We start from the raw sequence: 14,319 nt of genomic DNA on the forward strand, positions 1-14,319 counted from the left end.
ATGTCAAAAGATCCTTTTCAGGATAGAGAAGCTGAAAAATACGAAAACCCTATTCCGAGCCGTGAATTTATTCTGGCTCTGTTAGAAAAACGTGAAAAACCGGCCAGCCGCGAAGAGCTGGCTGAAGAGATGAATCTGCAGGAAGAAGAACACCTTGAGGCGCTGCGTCGCCGCCTTCGCGCCATGGAGCGTGATGGTCAGCTGGTGTTCACCCGCCGTCAGTGTTATGCCCTGCCAGAACGTCTTGATCTCCTGCGCGGTAAAGTCATTGGCCACCGTGATGGCTACGGCTTCCTGCGGGCAGAAGGTCAGAAAGATGACCTCTACCTTTCCGCAGAACAGATGAAATTCTGTATGCACGGTGACGTGATCCTGGCGCAGCCGCTGGGTGCCGATCGCAAAGGCCGCCGCGAAGCGCGCGTGGTCCGGGTGCAGGAACCCCGCAACAATCAGATCGTTGGCCGTTACTTTACCGATGCCGGTGCTGGCTTCGTGGTACCGGACGACAGTCGCCTGAGTTTTGACATCCTCATCCCACCTGAAGAGACGATGAATGCCCGTATGGGTTCCGTGGTGGTGGTTGAGCTGGTCCAGCGTCCGAACCGTCGCAGCAAAGCGATCGGTAAAATCGCCGAGATTCTGGGCGATGATATGGGTACCAGCCTGGCCGTGGATATGGCGCTGCGTACGCATGAAATCCCGCACACCTGGCCGCCGGAAGTGGAAGCTCAGGTCAGCAAACTGAAAGAAGAAGTCCCGGAAGAGGCCAAAAAAGGCCGCGTCGATCTGCGTAAGCTGCCGCTGGTCACCATCGATGGTGAAGATGCCCGTGACTTTGATGATGCTGTTTACTGTGAGAAGAAGCGTGGTGGCGGATGGCGTCTGTGGGTAGCTATCGCGGATGTCAGCTATTACGTCCGTCCTGGCACCCCACTGGATGACGAAGCGCATCAGCGCGGAACCTCGGTCTACTTCCCGTCGCAGGTTGTGCCGATGCTGCCGGAAGTGCTGTCGAATGGCTTATGTTCGCTTAACCCGCAGGTCGATCGCCTCTGTATGGTGTGCGAGATGACCATCTCGACCAAAGGTAAACTGACCGGCTTCAAGCACTACGAAGCGGTGATGAACTCCCATGCGCGTCTGACCTACAACAAAGTCTGGAACATTCTGCAGGGCGACAAAGAGCTGCGCCAGCAGTATGCGCCGCTGGTTAAAGACCTTGAAGAGCTGAACAACCTCTATCATGCGCTGGAAGCCGCTCGTGAAGAGCGCGGCGGTATCTCGTTTGAAACGGAAGAGGCGAAGTTTATCTTCAACGCCGAGCGCCGTATTGAGCGTGTTGAGCGCGTGTCACGTAATGACGCCCATAAGCTGATCGAAGAGTGCATGATCCTGGCGAACATCGCCTCGGCACGCTTCGTTGAGAAAAATCAGGAACCGGCGCTGTTCCGCGATCACGATCGCCCGACCGACGAAAGCATCAAGAGCTTCCGTACCGTGCTCAACGAGCTGGGACTGAGCCTGCCTGGCGGCAATAAACCGCAGCCAATCGACTATGCGGCGCTGCTGAAGCAGGTTGCCGATCGTCCTGATGCGGAAATGCTGCAAACCATGCTGCTGCGTTCGATGAAGCAGGCCGTTTACGATCCGGAAAACCGCGGTCACTTTGGTCTGGCGCTCTCGTCGTATGCGCACTTTACCTCGCCAATCCGTCGTTATCCGGATCTGACGCTGCATCGCGCCATCAAATATCTGCTGGCAAAAGAGCAGGACGAAGGTAAAGGCCTGGTACAGCGCGCCATTAAATACCTGATGCCGAGAGATCGCAGCGTCGCCAAAGATATGACGACAGCAACCGGCGGCTATCACTACGACATGCCGCAGATGCTGCAACTGGGCCTGCACTGTTCTCTGACCGAACGCCGCGCCGATGAAGCGACCCGTGACGTCGCGGACTGGCTCAAGTGTGACTTCATGCAGGATCAGGTTGGCAACGTCTTCAACGGCGTCATTTCCAGCGTGACCGGATTTGGCTTCTTTGTACGCTTAAGCGATCTGTTCATTGATGGTCTGGTCCACGTTTCGACGCTCGACAACGATTACTACCGTTTTGACCCGGTAGGTCAGCGTCTGATCGGTGAATCGGGCGGTCGCACCTATCGTCTGGGTGACACGGTTGAAGTGCGTGTTGAAGCCGTCCATATGGATGAGCGTAAAATCGACTTTGCCCTGATCTCCAGCCAGCGTCAGGTACGTGGTGAAGGCAAAACCGCACGCGACCGGGCGAAGCGTGACGACAAAGCGCCAGCGAAACGCCGTCGTGATGCGAGCAAGAAGTCCAACTTCGAGCCGGACGCCGCTTTCCGGGGCGACAAGAGTAAGCCCGCCGCTGCAAATACCGAGAATAAAAGTAAAAACGTCTCGGAAAAAACCCGTAAAATCGCCGCCGCCACCCGGGCGAAGCGCGCCAGAAAAAAGGCGCAGCCTGACTGATGCGCGCACCCGCCCTTTCTCACTGAGAAAGGGCGGTCATTCATTCATTTCCAAACACTGAGCAGATCGATGAGCGAAATTATTTTTGGTATCCATGCCGTGCAGGCGCTGCTGGAACGTGATCCACAACGTTTCCAGGAAGTCTTTATCCTCAAAGGCCGCGACGATCGTCGCCTGCAACCCGTGGTCGCCGCGCTGGAAGCTCAGGGGGTCGTGATTCAGCTGGCCGAGCGCAAGTGGCTCGACAGCCAGGTTGAAGGCGGTGTGCATCAGGGTATTGTGGCGCGGGTAAAACCGGGTCGTCAGTATCAGGAAGGCGACCTGCCGGATCTGCTGCAGAGCCTGGACAAACCCTTCCTGCTGGTGCTGGACGGGGTCACCGATCCGCACAATCTGGGTGCCTGCCTGCGCAGTGCCGATGCGGCCGGTGTGCACGCGATTATCGTGCCGAAAGATCGCTCTGCGCCCCTGAATGCAACGGCCAAAAAAGTGGCCAGCGGCGCGGCAGAGAATGTGCCGTTGATCCGCGTCACCAACCTGGCACGTACCCTGCGTCTGCTGCAGGAGTACAACATCTGGGTTGTCGGTACCGCAGGTGAAGCTGACCATACCGTCTTCCAGAGCAAAATGACCGGTCCGATGGCGCTGGTGATGGGCGCGGAAGGGGAAGGCATGCGTCGTCTGACCCGTGAGCATTGCGATGAGCTGATCAGCATTCCGATGGCCGGCAGCGTCTCTTCGCTGAATGTTTCGGTGGCTACGGGTGTCTGCCTGTTTGAAGCGGTGCGTCAGCGCAACGCCTGATCCCCGATGTGATCCTCGCCACAAATTAGTTTCTGTACCAGGCATAACTGCGCGTCATTCGTATATACCCAAAGGATTTCGGGTTGCATTGAGGCGGCAAGAGAACGAATCCCGATGAGCTTACATGAGTAAGTGATTCGGGTGAGTGAACGCAGCCAACAAAAATGCAGCTTGAAAGACGACGGGTATACTTACTGAGTGACATCCGCGAGGAGTGGTTATGACCTGGACAACACACACCGTTTTTAATCAGCCCCATCCTCTGAGCAACAGCAACCTGTTCCTGTCTGATACGCCGCTCGGCGAGGCACTGTCACGCGAAGGCGCCGGATGGGACCGGGAATGGCTGGCTTCGGTAGGCCGACAGCTGGGCAGCGCCGAGTCGCTGGAGCTGGGCCGGCTCGCCAACGCGGAGCCACCTGAGCTGCTGCGCTACGACGCCCGTGGCGTACGGATGGATGAAGTCCGTTTTCACCCCGCCTGGCACCTGCTGATGCAGGGTGTCTGCGCCAGCCGCCTGCATAATCTCAGCTGGCATCCCACAGTACGTGAACAGGCCAGCGTGGCGCGCGCTGCGCGCTTTATTCTGCACGCACAGGTTGAAGCGGGCACGCTTTGCCCGGTGACCATGACGCACGCGGCCATTCCACTGCTGCAGACTTATCTGCCCGCCGCGTTCGAAGGCTGGCTCGATCCGCTGCTCAGCGATCGTTACGATACCCATGCGCAGCCCGGCGACCAGAAGCAGGGTCTGCTGATCGGTATGGGCATGACGGAAAAACAGGGCGGCAGCGATCTGCTCACCAGCACTACCCGGGCCGAGCCGCTGGGGGCGCGCGGCCCGGGTGAAGCCTACCGGCTGACCGGCCACAAATGGTTCTTCTCGGTGCCGCAGAGCGATGCGCATCTGGTGCTGGCGCAGACGCCCGCCGGATTAAGCTGTTTCTTCCTGCCGCGCCTGTTGCCTGATGGGTCACGCAACGCCATCCAGCTTGAGCAGCTTAAAGATAAGCTGGGTAATCGCTCAAATGCCAGTTGTGAGGTGGAGTTTCGCGATGCGACCGGCTGGCTGCTGGGAGAAGAGGGCGAAGGCGTGCGGCTGATCCTTAAAATGGGCGGTATGACGCGCTTCGACTGCGCACTCGGCAGTCATGGTCAGATGCGGCGTGCATTCTCGGTGGCACTCTGGCATGCACATCAGCGCCAGGTGATGGGGAAAAACCTGGTGGATCAGCCGCTGATGCGTCAGGTTCTGGCACAGCAGGCGCTGCAGCTGGAGGGACAAACCGCGCTGCTGATGCGGCTGGCGCGCGCCTGGTCACAACCGGCAAAACCGCATGAGGTCACGTTTGCCCGCGTATTCACTCCGGCTGCAAAATATCAGATCTGCAAAGCGGGAGCCCCGTTCGTCGCGGAGTCGATGGAAGTGCTGGGGGGCATCGGCTACTGCGAAGCGAGCGAGCTGCCGCGCCTCTATCGTGACATACCGGTCAACAGCATCTGGGAAGGGTCGGGCAACGTGATGTGTCTTGACGTACTGCGCGTGCTCACCCGTCAGGCAGAGGTTTCGGAGATGCTGGGCCAGGAATTTGAAGCGGTGAAAGGGAGTAATCGTCATTTCGATGCGCGCTGGCGTCAGTTACGGCTGCGAATAAGCAAAGTCCCCGAAGAGCAGGCGCGCGAGGTGACCCGCACGCTGCTGCAGCTTGCGACCGGCGCTCAGCTACTGAAATATGGCGAACCGCCGCTGGCGGATGCATGGTGCCAGCAGTGGCTCGATCGGCGTGGCTCCCGCCCCCTTGAGGCAGCAATCACAGACCGTTTACTGGCCCGTGCCTGTGGCAGGTGATGCGCCGTAAAGAATCGCGCTGGCGTACCAGAGACCGGGCATTACCGTTTCACTCAGCGCCACGATCTGATAGTAAGCCGCACCGGCCTGGTTAGCCCGGGTGGCCACGGCCCGCCCGGCATCATCCGGTGAGCCGCGCACATTAACGGTAATATTGCCCAGTTTCGGCAAACCACCACTCTGCGCCCGTGAAATCTCCTGCGCCTGTTGCGTCGGCGCGGGCGGTGCTTTTGGCGTGGTCTCAAGCGCGGAACAGCCTGCCAGCAGCAGGCTTATCATCAGTAGATAAGCGAAACGCATAGCAAAACCCTCTTTCAGGACGAAGCATTAAGTGTATGTCATCGCCCTGAATGACGTCAGGATTTAAGGCTGAATACGCTGACCAACTGGGTCAGGTGATGCCCTTTATCACTCAGGTTCTGCGCGCTGTTTTCCGCCTGTGTCACCAGTTCGCTGTTCTGGTGAGTCGCCTGGCTGATCTGGTTCATCGCCAGATTAACCTGGCCGATGCCTGCCGCCTGCTGCTGCGCCGCCACGTTGATCTCGCCCATCAGCGCCTGCACCTGCTCGATGTGGGTCACAATGTCGCTCATCGCATCGCGCGTCTGCTCAGATAACTGATGGCCTTCCGCCACGTTGCTGATGGAGGTCGCAATCAGTCCATCAATCTCTTTAGCGGCCTGCGCAGAACGCTGTGCCAGCGCACGCACTTCTGCGGCCACCACGGCAAAGCCACGGCCCTGTTCCCCGGCACGTGCCGCTTCAACGGCGGCGTTCAGCGCCAGGATATTGGTCTGGAAGGCGATCGACTCAATCACGTGGGTGATATCCGCAATGCTTTGTGATGAAACCTTAATTGCCGACATGGTGTTGACCGAGCGCACCACCGTCTGGCTGCCGTGACTGACGATATCGCTGGCTTCGGCCACCAGTGACATCGCCTGACGCAGGCTGTCTGCGGTGTGTTCAACCGTCGCGCCAAACTGCTCCATGCTGGCGGAGGTCTGTTCCACACTGCTGGCCTGACGTCCGATCTGCTCGCTGATGTTATGACTGCTGGCCGCGATGGTGTCTGTGCCGTCGCTGATCTCCTGCGCCGCGCCGCGCACCTGGCTGACGATTTTCTCCAGACCATCACCAATGCCGTTGATCGCAACGATCAACTGGCCCACTTCATCGCGACGCTGGGTATCCATATGGACCTGCAGATTCCCGGCGGCATATTGCTCCGCCAGATGGATCACCTGCTGCAGCGGACGGGTAATCGCCCGACGGCTGTACCAGACAAACCCCAGCGCAAAGACCACCACCAGAATCAGTCCGGTTATCAGGAAAAGGTTACGGCTATGCGTAATCGGGGCGAGCAGGCTTTCACGGTTAACTTCGCCGGCAATCACCCAGTTCCAGCCCGGCAGCTGCTGCCATGCCAGAATCTGGTGCTCGCCGTTGATCTCTGCCTGCAGCATGCCCTGCGGCTGAGTCAGCAGCGGCTGGAGTGTCGCGTCATCCCAGGCGGGTCGTTTTCCTTCGTCGTGCTGATCGAACAGATACTCTCCCTGCGTCTTACCGGGCGTGCCGTTGAGCACAAAGAAATGACCACTATCACCCAGCTTGCGTGCCAGGATTTTTTCACGCATCAGCGCATACTGCTTATCAATGCCAACGCCGACAAACAGGATGGCGACAACCTTGCCACTCTCATCTTTTACCGGCTGATATTGTGTGATGTAGCGATGGCCGAACAGCGTCGCCAGCCCCTGATAGACGTCGCCCTGACTGACGCTTTTCCAGGCGGCGCCGTTGCGGTCAAGCTGCGTACCGATTGCGCGACTGCCATCCTGCTTTTTCAGCGAGGTGGAAATACGGATAAAATCATCGCCATCACGCACAAAAATGGTCGCCACGGCGGCGGTGCGTTCGGTGAAATCGTCTACCGCGGTCTGGTCGAGGTTCAGCGTTTTTAACCCGGCGCGCAGCACCGGCGTCGAGAAGGCACCGACCTGCACCCGGGAGCCTTCATCCAGGCTAAAACGCTTAGGCAGGAAACTGGTAAACAGACTGGTGTAGTGAGCCACCTCTTCGGTGAGGGTGGCGTTGAACATAGTGGCCATTTCACTGATGCCCTGCACCTGGTTTTGCATGTCATCGATGGCGAGATTTTCCAGCTGCCGCGAAGCGGTGTGGCTCTGGGTTAGCGTCAGAACCAGCAACAATAACGCTACGCTGAGAGACGTCAGTACAGACAGCTTAACTCCAAGACTCAGGCCGCTGAGAGAGAGACGCTTCATAAATTACCTTTGATCAAGTTAGGGGGACACAACATCAACGGCAAAGCGCGGGAAAAGTTTAGGCCGAAATCTGGCGACTAAACGCAGCAGGGGATTTCGTAAATTAACCCGCAGACGTACACTCAATCGGCACGCCTTGCCCCTTCTCAGGAGAGACCATGATTGAACTCACCACAGAAACGCTGGCCGGTATCGAATGCCTGCACGCCACGCCTGCCGGACAACGGCATCAGCCACTGCCTACCGTGCTGTTTTATCACGGCTTTACCTCTTCAAAAGAGGTCTACGCCTACTTCGCAGTCGCGCTGGCACAGGCGGGGTTCCGGGCGGTGATGCCGGATGCGGATCTGCACGGCGCGCGCTATCACGGCGATGCCGATGCACGCCTTGGTCGCTTCTGGGAGATTCTGAAACAGAACATTGATGAGCTGCCGCAGCTGGAATCGGCGCTGCGCGCTGACGATCTGATCGCCAGCGAGCGTTTTGCGGTGGCGGGCGCGTCGATGGGCGGCATGACGGCGCTGGGCGCGATGGCACGTTATCCGCAGATTCAGAGCGTCGCCTGCCTGATGGGATCGGGCTATTTTATGCAGCTCAGTCAGTCGCTCTTTCCGCCGCTGGTGGCCGACACGCCTGAGCAGCAAGCGCAGTTTGCTGCCCGCATGGCACCGCTGGCCGACTACGATCCCTGCAACCGGCTGGAGGCCCTGGCAAACCGTCCGCTGCTGTTGTGGCATGGTGAGGCGGATGAGGTGGTGCCCTGGGCGGAGAGCGTCCGGCTGGAGAGGGCGCTGCGTGACAACGGGCTGGCGAAGCATCTGACTTCGCTGTCTGAAAAACAGATTGGACATAAGATCACGCCATCAGCATTGACGGCGCTGGTCAGCTTTTTTAAACAGCAGCTATAAAATGAGCGGGCGGAGAGTGGATCTGCCGCCCGTAAATTTACCAGCACTTACCAGTGCGCAGACGATTTTTCTGCTGCTCTGGCAGGCGCGTTGACCGGATTCTTTTGTGGCGCATCCAGCCGATTAACGTAGATATAACCCGATGCCGCTTCGCTGCTGTGACTTCTTATCTGCTGCGCACAGTCAGCATTGCTGGCAAGAGCGGGTGGAGACAGGAAGAGACCCAGTAAAGTGGCGATGACGAACGTTTTCATGCCCGACTCCTCACTTCAGGGAACACACTCTGTTAGACGCCGATAAGCCAAACCGTAGCGTCTGCATTAAGTTTAGCGACTGTGCACATTATCGCCAGATCGTCCGCCTGAAGCTCTTTATCAGCTTTTTTGAACCTTTCCCGCTTAACGCGCTGTATTCACATGATTAGCACGAAAAGCTACCGTATATGGCACGCCGGATGGCATTTGTTGAAATGTGCGCTTGAGTTTAGCCGTCGCCGCCAGTATGATTACGCGTCAATTTTTCAGCCGCATTCTCAGGCTGTGTCCCACAAACGCTCGTCACAACGAACCTTTGTGGGACACAGCCTATAACGTTCCTTGCTTCCATGGGCCGCGGTTGACCCCGACAGGAGGCTGAATAATCCGTAAGGAGCAATTTCGATGCGTCATTACGAAATCGTATTTATGGTTCATCCTGACCAGAGCGAACAGGTTCCTGGCATGATCGAGCGTTACACTGGTGCTATCACTGGTGCAGAAGGCACGATTCACCGTCTGGAAGACTGGGGCCGCCGTCAGCTGGCTTACCCGATCAATAAACTGCACAAAGCGCATTACGTTCTGATGAACGTTGAAGCGCCGCAGGAAGCGATCGATGAGCTGGAAACGAACTTCCGCTTCAACGACGCCGTTATCCGTAGCATGGTTATGCGCGTTAAAAACGCGGTAACTGAAGCATCGCCGATGGTTAAAGCGAAAGATGAGCGTCGTGATCGTCGCGAAGATTTTGCTAACGAATCCGCTGATGAGTCAGATGCTGGGGATTCTGAAGAGTAATCCATCGTGACGGTTAATCGACTTCGCCTGTCTGGCACTGTGTGCAAGACACCGGTTCGAAGAGTTAGCCCGTCAGGAATTCCTCACTGTCAGTTCGTGCTTGAGCACCGCTCAGTGCAGGAGGAGGCCGGGTTTCACCGGCAAGCCTGGTGTCGTATGCCGGTTATTATCAGCGGCAGCGCCCATCAGGTGATTACTCAACATATAACGGTCGGCACGCAACTCACACTCGACGGTTTCATTAGTTGCCATCAGGCACGAAATGGCCAGAGCAAAGTGGTGTTCCATGCCGAGCAGATTGAATTGATAGATTCTGGAGACTAGCCTAATGGCACGTTATTTCCGTCGTCGCAAGTTCTGCCGTTTCACCGCGGAAGGCGTTGTTGAGATCGATTACAAAGACATCGCAACGTTGAAAAACTACATTACCGAAAGCGGTAAAATTGTCCCGAGCCGTATCACCGGTACTCGTGCAAAATACCAGCGTCAGTTGGCTCGCTGCATCAAGCGTGCGCGTTACCTGTCTCTGCTGCCGTACACTGATCGTCATCAGTAATCGGCAACTGTCCATTAACGACTTTAAGAGGATAAGGTAATGCAAGTTATTCTGCTTGATAAAGTAGCAAACCTTGGCACCCTGGGTGATCAGGTTAACGTTAAAGCGGGCTACGCTCGTAACTTCCTGGTACCACAGGGCAAAGCTGTTCCTGCTACCAAGAAAAACGTTGAGTTCTTCGAAGCACGCCGTGCTGAACTGGAAGCCAAACTGGCTGACGTTCAGTCTGCAGCAACTACACGCGCTGAGAAAATCAATGAACTGGGCACTGTAACCATCACGTCTAAAGCGGGCGATGAAGGTAAACTGTTCGGTTCAATCGGTGCCCGCGACATCGCTGATGCAGTGACTGCAGCTGGCGTTGAAGTGGCTAAGAGCGAAGTTCGTCTGCCGAACGGCGTTCTGCGTACTACCGGTGAGCATGAAGTAAGCTTCCAGGTTCACAGCGAAGTATTCGCGAAACTGAACGTGAAAGTAGTTGCTGGTTAATCTTTATTAACTGAGCACGACACAAACGCCGGCCCTGTGCCGGCGTTTTTGTTTTTGTGCCTTTCAATCGCCGCTGTTCGCGTTACTGCGCGCGAATAAAGCTGCCGTCTGGCTGACGTGTAAACAGCACCGGACCGTTTGCGCCCTCCACCGTCAGACCTGTTACCGCCCCCTGCGCATCCTGACGGATTTTCACCTGCTGACCACTTTTCAGTGAGCTGAGTGGCTGATCGCTGCCTTCCACCCGCGCCATCGCAAACACATCATTGACCGGCAGACTATTATCACGAAACAGCTGCGCCAGCGTCTGACCGGAAGCGATGGTCAGATTGCGCCACTCGCCCTGAGAATCGGCTTTTGGCGTCTGCTGAGACGGTGAGGATGACGGCTGGCGGCTACTGTTGTTCTCATAAATATCCGCCTGCATCGGCACCTCTTTCTCCGTCTGGGGTGCGACCGGCTGCTCGACCGGATAGCGCAGCGTGCTGGCGGGCCAGAGAAACGCCACCAGCATCACCAGCAGTGCGGCCACAATGCCACGGCGGTGCAGCGCAGGCAGCGGGTCCATCCAGCGAATGTGGTCGGTAAAATGCCAGATACGCTGAAGCCATGTCGGCAGGCGGGATGACGTGTCTGAAGCCATTCGGGGTTCCTCCTCTCCGGCAGGCTGCTTTAGCCTGCGTGCGGCCAGCCAGGTCTGCAGCCGGGATACAAGATATTTTGCACGCATCCTGCGGCGTCGTGGGGCTATCTGGCCCATATTTGCTCTCTTATTCGTGTGCTACAGAGGGGGTGATCCCCCCCGATAGTTATAGTATGGGCAATACCGGCGCGAAGTGCCTGCCAGCATTGATAAAATTGACGGCTCTATTGTTTCTCTTTCCCCGGCAAAAGTCATCTGCGATGCAGGGCATTTTACGCCAGCGGCCTGCGCTGCTATGCTGCCCGTTCGAATTTATCCGAGAGTGAAAGGAACGAAGATGACTACCCCTTCTTTCGACAGCGTCGAAGCACAAGCAAGTTACGGTATTGGTTTACAGGTTGGCCAGCAGTTGCTGGAATCTGGTCTGCAGGGTCTGCAACCAGAAGCACTGCTCGCGGGTCTGCGCGACGCGCTGGAAGGGAACTCGCCGGCCGTACCGGTTGATGTGGTTCATCGCGCACTGCGTGAAGTGCATGAACGCGCTGAAGGCGTGCGTCGTGAGCGCACCGAAGCCATGGCCGCAGAAGGTCAGGCGTTCCTGCAGGAACATGCGCAGCGTGAAGGCGTGAGCAGCACCGAATCAGGTCTGCAGTTCAGCGTGATTACGCAGGGCGAAGGTCCAATCCCATCACGTCAGGATCGCGTACGCGTTCACTACACCGGTAAACTGATCGACGGCAGCGTATTCGACAGCTCTGTTGCCCGTGGCGAACCGGCGGAATTCCCGGTAAGCGGCGTGATCCCAGGCTGGATTGAAGCGCTGACCCTGATGCCGGTTGGCTCAAAATGGGAACTGGTGATCCCACAGAACCTCGCATATGGCGAGCGCGGTGCGGGTGCCTCTATCCCACCATTCAGCACCCTGATCTTCGAAGTCGAACTGCTGGAAATTCTGTAATTCCGCACGCTGCAACCCCCCCGGTTGCAGCGTTTTCTTCCGCCTTATTTCTGCTGTAAATTCACCTGCCACAGAGCAAAGCCGATCGCATCTGTCCCTTTGGGCTGAAGCGGATATTGCGCATGCTGCTTAATAAACCCGGTCGCTTTGTCACCCGGTGCCGTTTCAAACTGAATGTCGAGTGGGGTGGATGAGGTAATCGGTGCCAGCCGCCAGTTATTGTCCGCCTTCGGCTGAACTTCACCGTGCGCTTTGGTTTCCGCGCTGATGTAGGCGGCAACCACGGAACGGTTCTCATCCGGCGAGGCAAAGGCGATGTATTTATCTCCGGTGCCGGCAAACTTACCGCCGTAAGCGCGATAGTTATTGGTCGCCACCAGGAAGGTCGCCTGTGGATCGACGGGTTTACCCTGCCAGCTAAGCTGACGGATACGTGAGGCCTCAGGATGGATCAACTGACACTCTGCGTCGTAGCGCGCGGGCTGGGTCACATCAATCTGATAATTAACCCCGTCAATCACATCAAAGTTATAGGTGCGGAAATCCCAGTTGATCAGCGACTGCGTTTTCGTGCTGTGGGGATCGATCTGATTAAACTGGCCCGCTGAGCACTCCAGCCACTCTTTTACCTGCGCACCGGTGACTTTCATGACCACCAGGGTATTGGGATAGAGATAGAGATCGGCCGCGTTACGGAAGGTCAGCGCGCCTTTCTCCACTTCGACATAGCTGGCCGGATCGTTTTTACGTCCGCCCGCTTTAAACGGCGCAGCAGCAGAGAGCACCGGCAGGCGGCCCAGATCCGGATCGCCCTGAATGAAATGCTCCACGTAGGCGCGCTGGGCATTATTGACGATCTGTACCGTCGGATCGTCCTGTACCAGCGACAGGTAGCTGTACATCACATCGGCGGACTTGCCGATGGGCTTCGCCACAAACTCTCGCGTGGCGCGGTGATCGTCAGCCAGTACCTTCACCAGCGCCGGATCCTCTGCCGCCAGCGATTTCTTCGCTGCGGTATCGTAAATTGGCCGCGCCTGTGCTTTGCCGCTGCTCACCTGCCAGCGTCCGCCCTCATTGTTCAGCACCAGGTCAACCACGCCAAGGTGATCGCCCCACATGCCTGGCATCACCGCCGGAATACCGTTCAGGGTGCCGTTGGCGATATCTGCACCCTTGATGTCAGCAAACTCCTTGCCGGGGAAGACCGCATGCGCATGACCAAACAGGATGGCGTTAATGCCTTCCACCTGGCTGAGATAGTAAACCGAGTTCTCCGCCATCGTGTGATACGGCTCGCTGCTCAGGCCGGAGTGGGGAATAGCGATAATCAGATCGGCGCCCTGCGCGCGCATCTCAGGCACGTAGCGGCGAGCCGTTTCGGTGATGTCATCGACGCGTACCTTGCCCTGCAGGTTGGCTTTATCCCACACCATGATCTGCGGCGGCACAAAGCCGATATAACCTATCTTCAGGGTCTGCGTTTTGCCCTCACGATCAACCACCGTAGTGGATTTGATGAGGTATGGGGTAAACAGCGGTTTGCCGCTCTTCACATCAATCACGTTGGCGTTCACATAGGGAAAGCGTGCGCCCGCCAGCGCTTTTTTCAGGTAGGGCAGGCCATAATTGAATTCATGATTACCGAGGTTACCGACGCTGTAATCCAGCGTGTTGAGCGCCTTGTAGACCGGATGGATCTCGCCCTCACGTAATCCTTTGGCCGCCATGTAGTCACCCAGCGGGCTGCCCTGAATGATGTCGCCGTTATCGACCAGCAGGCTGTTTTTCACCTCCTGGCGTGCGGCGTGGATCAGCGTGGCGGTTCGCACCAAACCAAACTTCTCGGTTGGCGTGTCTTTGTAATAGTCGAAATCCATCATATTGCTGTGCAGATCGGTGGTTTCCAGTATCCGCAAATCCACCGTCGCCGCCTGGGTGGCGACGGAAACGCTCAGTGCCAGTAACATCATTCCGGGCTTAAACATGCTTGCTCCTGCTGCAAAATAAATAAGGATCTCAAAATAATGTAAAAGCATGACAGATAGTCATTTTAAATCGTGATGGGTATAACGTTTTGGCGCATCGGTCAGCGACGGATTCTTAAACGATGGAGGCGTAGCGGCACAGGCGTGGCGATAAATGGGTAACTATGATATTGATATATCTATAAATTGAATCGCCAAAGTGCCTGTAAATGGGTACTTCAGGCGGAACTGCTAAAATGTCACTATCTGACGATGAGCTGATCCGGCAGCAGACAGACACAATGAGGT

Annotated in this window: 14 protein-coding genes; 9 read left to right on the plus strand and 5 right to left on the minus strand. The window is 56.9% G+C overall.

What is annotated here, in order from left to right:
• The 3 genes from rnr to ACX8ZY_RS02595 all read left to right on the plus strand — a co-directional run bounded on the left by rnr (position 1) and on the right by ACX8ZY_RS02595 (position 5,146).
• Positions 1–2,493, plus strand: coding sequence for a ribonuclease R (gene rnr, locus ACX8ZY_RS02585; protein WP_061902002.1), 2,493 nt, complete (start codon positions 1–3; stop codon positions 2,491–2,493).
• A 69-nt stretch (positions 2,494–2,562) separates the two neighbouring features.
• On the plus strand, positions 2,563–3,297 hold the full coding sequence (gene rlmB / locus ACX8ZY_RS02590) for a 23S rRNA (guanosine(2251)-2'-O)-methyltransferase RlmB (RefSeq protein WP_010699804.1): 735 nt from the start codon (positions 2,563–2,565) through the stop codon (positions 3,295–3,297).
• 220 nt (positions 3,298–3,517) lie between these two features.
• Positions 3,518–5,146 (plus strand): isovaleryl-CoA dehydrogenase, encoded by a 1,629-nt coding sequence (locus ACX8ZY_RS02595; RefSeq protein WP_421665204.1) that lies wholly within the window; start codon positions 3,518–3,520, stop codon positions 5,144–5,146.
• Here ACX8ZY_RS02595 and bsmA read toward each other — a convergent pair.
• Both bsmA and ACX8ZY_RS02605 read right to left on the minus strand, forming a co-directional pair.
• Positions 5,120–5,446 carry a biofilm peroxide resistance protein BsmA gene (bsmA, locus tag ACX8ZY_RS02600; protein ID WP_010699802.1) on the minus strand — a complete coding sequence of 109 codons (327 nt, stop codon included), beginning with the start codon at positions 5,444–5,446 and terminating at the stop codon, positions 5,120–5,122. The genes ACX8ZY_RS02595 and bsmA overlap by 27 nt on opposite strands.
• Before the next feature lie 56 nt (positions 5,447–5,502).
• A complete protein-coding gene (locus ACX8ZY_RS02605; RefSeq protein WP_033758909.1) occupies positions 5,503–7,434 on the minus strand; it encodes a methyl-accepting chemotaxis protein in 1,932 nt (643 codons plus the stop codon).
• 158 nt (positions 7,435–7,592) lie between these two features.
• Between ACX8ZY_RS02605 and yjfP the strand changes: the two genes are divergently transcribed.
• Positions 7,593–8,342, plus strand: a complete 750-nt coding sequence (gene yjfP / locus ACX8ZY_RS02610; RefSeq protein WP_010256146.1) for an esterase — start codon at positions 7,593–7,595, stop codon at positions 8,340–8,342.
• Between the two features lie 47 nt (positions 8,343–8,389).
• Here the strand turns inward: yjfP and ACX8ZY_RS02615 are convergent, their stop codons facing one another.
• On the minus strand, positions 8,390–8,596 hold the full coding sequence (locus tag ACX8ZY_RS02615) for a hypothetical protein (RefSeq protein WP_010256150.1): 207 nt from the start codon (positions 8,594–8,596) through the stop codon (positions 8,390–8,392).
• A gap of 405 nt (positions 8,597–9,001) precedes the next feature.
• Here ACX8ZY_RS02615 and rpsF point away from each other — a divergent pair, with 405 nt between their 5' ends.
• From rpsF to rplI, 4 genes are read left to right on the plus strand one after another with little or no spacing between them, the layout of a single operon-like run.
• A complete protein-coding gene (gene rpsF, locus ACX8ZY_RS02620) occupies positions 9,002–9,397 on the plus strand; it encodes a 30S ribosomal protein S6 (protein WP_003855334.1) in 396 nt (131 codons plus the stop codon).
• A 6-nt stretch (positions 9,398–9,403) separates the two neighbouring features.
• Entirely contained in the window at positions 9,404–9,721 is a 318-nt protein-coding gene (gene priB, locus ACX8ZY_RS02625) for a primosomal replication protein N (protein WP_010256154.1), read from the plus strand.
• Positions 9,722–9,725: 4 nt separating this feature from the next.
• Positions 9,726–9,953, plus strand: a complete 228-nt coding sequence (gene rpsR, locus ACX8ZY_RS02630; protein WP_002210155.1) for a 30S ribosomal protein S18 — start codon at positions 9,726–9,728, stop codon at positions 9,951–9,953.
• A 39-nt stretch (positions 9,954–9,992) separates the two neighbouring features.
• Complete coding sequence (gene rplI / locus ACX8ZY_RS02635) at positions 9,993–10,442, plus strand: 50S ribosomal protein L9 (protein ID WP_158131356.1); 450 nt, start codon at positions 9,993–9,995, stop codon at positions 10,440–10,442.
• An 82-nt stretch (positions 10,443–10,524) separates the two neighbouring features.
• Here the strand turns inward: rplI and ACX8ZY_RS02640 are convergent, their stop codons facing one another.
• Complete coding sequence (locus tag ACX8ZY_RS02640) at positions 10,525–11,202, minus strand: LysM-like peptidoglycan-binding domain-containing protein (protein WP_153020899.1); 678 nt, start codon at positions 11,200–11,202, stop codon at positions 10,525–10,527.
• 220 nt (positions 11,203–11,422) lie between these two features.
• Here ACX8ZY_RS02640 and fklB point away from each other — a divergent pair, with 220 nt between their 5' ends.
• Positions 11,423–12,043, plus strand: coding sequence for an FKBP-type peptidyl-prolyl cis-trans isomerase (fklB, locus tag ACX8ZY_RS02645; RefSeq protein ID WP_010256433.1), 621 nt, complete (start codon positions 11,423–11,425; stop codon positions 12,041–12,043).
• Between the two features lie 44 nt (positions 12,044–12,087).
• On the opposite strand, the gene ACX8ZY_RS02650 is transcribed toward fklB, so the two are convergent.
• Positions 12,088–14,031, minus strand: coding sequence for a bifunctional 2',3'-cyclic-nucleotide 2'-phosphodiesterase/3'-nucleotidase (locus tag ACX8ZY_RS02650; protein ID WP_050680379.1), 1,944 nt, complete (start codon positions 14,029–14,031; stop codon positions 12,088–12,090).
• Between the last annotated feature and the right edge of the window lie 288 nt (positions 14,032–14,319).

The sequence above is a fragment of the Pantoea sp. XAF26B01_ASV70 genome (assembly GCF_054512635.1).

Bases quoted from the DNA above. Each gene is read 5' to 3' on its own strand.
- rnr (WP_061902002.1), top strand. From the start codon at position 1: ATGTCAAAAGATCCTTTTCAGGATAGAGAAGCTGAAAAATACGAAAAC.
- rlmB (WP_010699804.1), top strand. From the start codon at position 2,563: ATGAGCGAAATTATTTTTGGTATCCATGCCGTGCAGGCGCTGCTGGAA.
- ACX8ZY_RS02595 (WP_421665204.1), top strand. From the start codon at position 3,518: ATGACCTGGACAACACACACCGTTTTTAATCAGCCCCATCCTCTGAGC.
- bsmA (WP_010699802.1), bottom strand. From the start codon at position 5,446: ATGCGTTTCGCTTATCTACTGATGATAAGCCTGCTGCTGGCAGGCTGT.
- ACX8ZY_RS02605 (WP_033758909.1), bottom strand. From the start codon at position 7,434: ATGAAGCGTCTCTCTCTCAGCGGCCTGAGTCTTGGAGTTAAGCTGTCT.
- yjfP (WP_010256146.1), top strand. From the start codon at position 7,593: ATGATTGAACTCACCACAGAAACGCTGGCCGGTATCGAATGCCTGCAC.
- ACX8ZY_RS02615 (WP_010256150.1), bottom strand. From the start codon at position 8,596: ATGAAAACGTTCGTCATCGCCACTTTACTGGGTCTCTTCCTGTCTCCA.
- rpsF (WP_003855334.1), top strand. From the start codon at position 9,002: ATGCGTCATTACGAAATCGTATTTATGGTTCATCCTGACCAGAGCGAA.
- rpsR (WP_002210155.1), top strand. From the start codon at position 9,726: ATGGCACGTTATTTCCGTCGTCGCAAGTTCTGCCGTTTCACCGCGGAA.
- rplI (WP_158131356.1), top strand. From the start codon at position 9,993: ATGCAAGTTATTCTGCTTGATAAAGTAGCAAACCTTGGCACCCTGGGT.
- ACX8ZY_RS02640 (WP_153020899.1), bottom strand. From the start codon at position 11,202: ATGGGCCAGATAGCCCCACGACGCCGCAGGATGCGTGCAAAATATCTT.
- fklB (WP_010256433.1), top strand. From the start codon at position 11,423: ATGACTACCCCTTCTTTCGACAGCGTCGAAGCACAAGCAAGTTACGGT.
- ACX8ZY_RS02650 (WP_050680379.1), bottom strand. From the start codon at position 14,031: ATGTTTAAGCCCGGAATGATGTTACTGGCACTGAGCGTTTCCGTCGCC.